Source organism: Algoriphagus sp. (assembly GCF_029254265.1).
Taxonomy (GTDB): domain Bacteria; phylum Bacteroidota; class Bacteroidia; order Cytophagales; family Cyclobacteriaceae; genus Algoriphagus.
This window is the reverse complement of record NZ_JAQWXX010000033.1, coordinates 1-5577: the sequence shown is the minus strand read 5'-3', so window position 1 is coordinate 5577 and position 5577 is coordinate 1. Positions and strand designations below refer to the sequence as shown.

4 protein-coding genes are annotated in these 5577 nt (G+C 38.4%); 3 read left to right on the top strand and 1 reads right to left on the bottom strand.

Annotation, left to right across the window (positions count from 1 at the left end; all coding sequences use genetic code 11):
• Positions 1-102: 102 nt before the first annotated feature.
• Positions 103-420 carry a hypothetical protein gene (locus P8O16_RS04530; RefSeq protein WP_300311320.1) on the bottom strand — a complete coding sequence of 106 codons (318 nt, stop codon included), beginning with the start codon at positions 418-420 and terminating at the stop codon, positions 103-105.
• 128 nt (positions 421-548) lie between these two features.
• Between P8O16_RS04530 and P8O16_RS04525 the strand changes: the two genes are divergently transcribed.
• From P8O16_RS04525 to P8O16_RS04515, 3 genes are all read left to right on the top strand, one after another.
• Complete coding sequence (locus P8O16_RS04525) at positions 549-2711, top strand: tetratricopeptide repeat protein (protein WP_300311318.1); 2163 nt, start codon at positions 549-551, stop codon at positions 2709-2711.
• 24 nt (positions 2712-2735) lie between these two features.
• The gene (locus P8O16_RS04520; protein ID WP_300311316.1) at positions 2736-3833 is read left to right on the top strand and encodes a hypothetical protein; all 1098 of its coding nucleotides are present in this window, start codon (positions 2736-2738) and stop codon (positions 3831-3833) included.
• Between the two features lie 286 nt (positions 3834-4119).
• On the top strand, positions 4120-5436 hold the full coding sequence (locus P8O16_RS04515) for a DUF418 domain-containing protein (RefSeq protein WP_300311314.1): 1317 nt from the start codon (positions 4120-4122) through the stop codon (positions 5434-5436).
• Positions 5437-5577 lie beyond the last annotated feature (141 nt).

Genomic DNA, 5577 nt, shown 5'->3' with positions numbered 1-5577 from the left:
AAGAACTATTATCCCAAAAATCGTACTCTTGTAAATCAATTACAGGATTAACGAAAACTGTAAACCTATAACAGTATATAATTATTAATCTGTAAACTTTTTTTAGGACGAGTCACCCCTTGTCCTGGCCGGGTCAACTCCTCTAGTCCTAGCAGGGTCAACTCCTCTAGTTCTTGCCGGATCTACTCCTCTAGTTCTTGCTGGATCAACATCACTTTCGGTTAAGTTCTCGTTTTCGTCATCAGTACTTTCTGATGAATCGCCCTGGTCTTGGCTTTCATCCTCATTTAATGAGATGGTACTGATTAATTCAGAATCCATATCTTCAGTACCCTGATTATTTGATACCCGAAATGATTCCTCTTCTGTTACAAAAAATAAGAACCAGGCATTACCAGTTCTAAAATAATTACGTTCCATGATCTTAAATTTAAAATACAAATTATATAAAATAAAGGTAGTTTTTTAAGTTAAAAATCCAAATTTTAAGGTTTCAAAGTTCGAACTGGTAAAACTCCGGCACTCGATAAATTAATTGTGGTTTATTTATGAAAAGGCTTCTTGTAATTCATCCAGATAGAACCAAGCTGATTTTACTTTTTGTGTTCGCTTTTTCGTTTCTTTTTTTAGGAACACTAAAGGCTCAGACGATTGAAAGCTTGAAAGAAGAACTAACCAGACTTTCAGACAAACCAGGGTATGCGGAGGATACAGTTTATCTTAATAAAGCCAATGAACTGGGTTTTATGCTTGCAGAGAGTAATCCAGACAGTGCCATATTATTTCTTGATCAGCAAATTTTGCGATGTCAGGAGGCGAATTATAAAAAGGGTGAGTCTGAAGCAATGAAGATTTACGGAAATGCACTTCAAAATAAAGGGGAATTCGTAGAGTCAATTGAGTACTACACCCAATCATTAACTATTGCAAAATCACTCTCCGATGAAAAATTAGTTCCGGGAATCTTAAATAATATAGGACTGGTTTATTATAACCTTGGAAATTACACAGAGGCATTACACAATTTTTTTGACGCAATAAAAGGTGCAGAAACTTCCGGTAACTTAAATGTGAAAGCGGCGGCTTTGAATAACGTTGCTCTGATTTACTTTGAGCAGGAGAAATTTGAAGAGGCCAAATCAAAATATAAAGAGATGCTTTCGATCTATCAGGGTATCGGAAATCAGGGCCGGGTAATTCTAGCATATAATAACATCGGCGATGTAGAACTCAAACAGAATAATCCGGTAGCAGCCTTGGAAAATCTTAAAATAGGCTATGCATCTGCATTGGATTTGCAAAGCCCTGAATTTATAGAAATGACTGCAAGGACTATGGCTGATATCTATGCAGCTATGGATAGTACGGAATTGGCAGAAGAGCTATATCGAAGATCCATCGCTATTGCTGAAGAAAAAGGATATGGCGTACCTTACTCACATTCCTTAATAGGGCTTGCAGAATTGTATTATAAAAATCAAAATTTTGAAGAAGCATCGATTTATGCAAATAAAGGATTGGAGCAAGCTGAGAAAATGGGTCAGACTACCCAGTTGCGAAATGCGAATGAACTCCTTGCAAAAATCAATGAAGGAATGGGGAATTATCAGGAGGCCTTGGATAATTACAAGCTTTTCAAACTGTACAACGATAGCATAAACACTTCCTTAGGGCAACGATTGGCTACGAGCCTGGAGGCAGAGTATGAGTTTTCCAAAAAAACATTGGAATTCGAGAAAGCTGCCATCAGGCAACAATGGCTTACCTTTTCAGCTTTCGTAGGGTTATTTACTTTCTTGATTATTCTGTTTTTAGTCTATCGAAACCGAAACAGACTGGATAAAGCATATCAAACCCTTAAAGAAAAAAACAATGAAATAAAGAGTAAAAACGAAGAACTGGAAAATACTCTCGCTCAACTGAAGTTAATACAACTTCAATTGGTTCAGTCAGAGAAGATGGCTTCTTTGGGTGAATTGACTGCTGGCATTAGCCATCAACTTCAGAACCCGTTGAATTTTGTAAATAATTTTTCTGAAGTCACTGCTGAGCTGGTAGATGAAATGAAAGATGGACTCCAGAAGGGAGATACGATGACTGCTCTTTGGGTAGTTGACGATGTAAAGTCTAATCTTGGGAAGATCAATAAATACGGGCATCTCGCAAGCGGGATTATCATGAATATGCTACAGCATAGTCGTATCAATACCGGTCAAAAAGAATTTACGGACTTGAATGCCCTGGCTATTCAATATTTGAATTTGTCCTTTCATGGTATCAAAGCAAAGGATAAAGATTTCGTGTCTGAGTTCAATCATACTTTGGACCCAAATCTGAAAAAAATCGAAATCATTCCTCAAGACATAGGAAGGGTTTTGCTCAATTTGATCAATAACGCCTTTTACGCTGTCAATGAGCGATTAAAGTCTAATCCTGACTCATATCACCCCCAAGTAAATGTGACTACAAAATGGCTGGGGGACGCGGTTGAAATCAGGGTAATTGATAATGGTAATGGTGTGCCCGAGCCAATTCGAGATAAGATTTTTCAGCCTTTTTTCACAACCAAGCCAACCGGTCAGGGGACTGGATTGGGTCTTTCACTTTCCTATGATATCATCAAGGCGCATGGTGGAGAGCTGAGTATGATCACTCGAGAAGGTCAAGGAGAGTCAGGTTCGGAATTTATTATTAAACTCCCCATAAATTGAATTAGTAATTTTAATCCTAAACCCATGGGCATAGCTTTCAGAATCTTTTCAACTGTTATCGTCCTTGGATTTTTTGGAAGCCTGCATGCGAAAGAATATGGAATTACAGCCCACGACTCTATTTCAACTCCATATTCTGAACTTTTTGATTCTGATGAAATTTTGCAATTGACCCTCAAAGGGGATATGCGCAAACCCCTTCATGATAAATCACAAAAACCAAAATTTTATCCCCTGATACTATCTTATCAGGCGGAAGACGATTCTGAGAAATCCCTTACTATAGAAGTCAAAGCCAGAGGGAATTTTAGAAGACTTCGGGGAAATTGCACATATGCGCCTTTGATGCTAAAATTTGAGAAGGATGAAGCTACTCAAACCTCCATTTTTAACTCACAGAAAGAATTGAAGTTGGTTATGCCTTGCCAAGGAGATGAGTATGTCGTGCGAGAGTGGTTGGTCTACAAACTTTATAATCTATTTACCCCGTTGAGCTTCAAGGCACGATTAGTCAAGATTCAACTAGAAGAGGAGGGAAAAACTAAACATGATGATTCATTTTATGGGATCCTATTGGAAGATGAAACCAAACTTGCAGAAAGAAACGGGCTGATTCCCTTGAAGCGAAATATGAAGCCCTATCAAACCCAAGTTGATCAATTCAATTTGATGGCCGTTTTCGAATACTTGATTGGCAATACAGATTGGTCAGTGCAGTATCGGCAAAATATAAAGTTGCTTTATGAAGGTGATGCCAAGCTACCATTTCCGGTTCCTTATGATTTTGACCATGCTGGAATTGTAAGTGCACCTTATGCACTTCCCGCGAAAGAATTGGGGATAAAGTCTGTTCGTGAAAGAATATACCGAGGTTTCTGTGTGGAAGATTTGGATAAGTTTGCGCCAATAGTTGATCGATTCAAAGAGCTGAAAGAGGAAATTTATGCCTTGTATGAAGATTCGGATTATTTGGATCAGGCTTACATCCAATCCACCGTTTTATTTCTAGATGATTTTTATGCCACACTCAATGATGAAAATGTCTGGAGGAAGGATTTTGGTTATCCATGCGATCCAAAAGGCACAGGAAATGTGGTAATCAAAGGATTAAAAGATAATTAGGAGAGTACTTTAAAACTTGGAAAACGACTAAAATGAAGTGGGATAGTTCACCGTTTTTCTTCTCAGATCCACCATTTAGATTATTCTCAAATGGGTTTTTTTAAAGGAATTTAAATTTTCAAACATTTTTAGGAGAAAAACCTCTGGGAAATTTGCAAACCTGTTTGGACAGAATAAACAGGTTCTTGTCCTTGTTTGGTTTTCCTTTTTAAATCAAATGAATAGCTTTTAATCCTGCCTGAATTTTTAAACAGATACCAAACTAATCCACAGGCAAAAACACTAAATGAATCAAACTATTACTATTGAGCTTATTGCTCAAAAGGAATCTGAAAGGATTCTATCCCTTGATGTGATGCGAGGCATCGTACTTTGCGGAATTTTACTCATGAATATTAATGGCTTTGGGCTGTATAATTCCTATTCGGACCCCACAGTCGAAGGAGGCTCGACTGGTTTGAACCTATATACTTGGATCATGACCAATATGCTCTTTGAAGGCACCATGAGAGCTTTATTTTCTCTGCTTTTTGGGGTTGGTATGTTTATGTTTTTGGATCGATTACTCAAAAAAGGAGCGGGGATCAAAGCTGCAGATATCTACTTCAGAAGGATCACCTGGCTTTTGGTATTTGGCTTGATTCATGGCTACTTACTCTTGTGGACGGGAGAAATTCTGTACCAATATGCCTTGATGGGCTTCTTAGTCTATTCCTTTAGATCGATGGCTCCCAAATTCTTGATTGCCACGGCCATCGTCTTATTTTCCATCGGCACAATGTGGCTCTATGTAAACTATACCGATACTAAAAAATGGATGGCAGACCTAGAGGAGGTAAAAGTCTTTGAATCCGAAGGGAAAGAACTCACAAAGGAACTCAAATCTGCCAAAGCAAACTGGGAGGCGTATGAGGAAAAAAGATCTCCAGAGGCTATCCAAGAATACAATGATGAGATGCACAAGGGTTATTTCAGTGTAGTAGCTCATTTAGCCCCTGAAAATTTTGATACTGATACACTCTGGCCCTATAAATATGATGTTTGGGATGTGCTCAGTATGATGTTAATAGGGATGGCACTATTCAAATGGAGGGTATTGACAGGGGAAAAGCCAATATCGCTTTATTTAGCCATGGCTGGGATTGGGTATTCCATTGGACTACTTATCAATTACTACGAGTTAAACTTGATCCTGGAGGATAACTTTTCGCTAATTTCTCAAAGCAAATCAATGATCACTTATTTCTGGGGAAGGGTATTTGTCGCGATGGGTCATGTTGGGCTGATTATGCTTTTCTGTAAAGCTCCGATCCTAGGTTGGTTGAAGTCCAGTATCGCTGCTGTTGGAAAGATGGCCTTGACCAATTATTTGATGCATTCGGTCATCTGTATGATCATTTTTACCGGGGTAGGTTTTGGTTTATTTGGTGAGCTTGAGCGCTATGAATTACTATATGTTGTGTTTGGAATTTGGATTTTCCAACTCATCCTCAGCCCGATCTGGCTCCGCTATTTTCACTATGGCCCTGCCGAATGGCTTTGGAGAAATCTGAGTTATCGAAAAATCCATGGGTTCCGGAAAATGCCAGTTCAGACACTATAACATTTTATTTTCTTATTAATCATTTATGTATATCCGCAAAGATGCCAGTAGCCAAATAAGTTAGAAGTGACAGCCAGTGACAATCGCTTTCTTGCGATCTTAACGGGTACTAAATTAGGTCAAAATAAACGGTTTTGACCA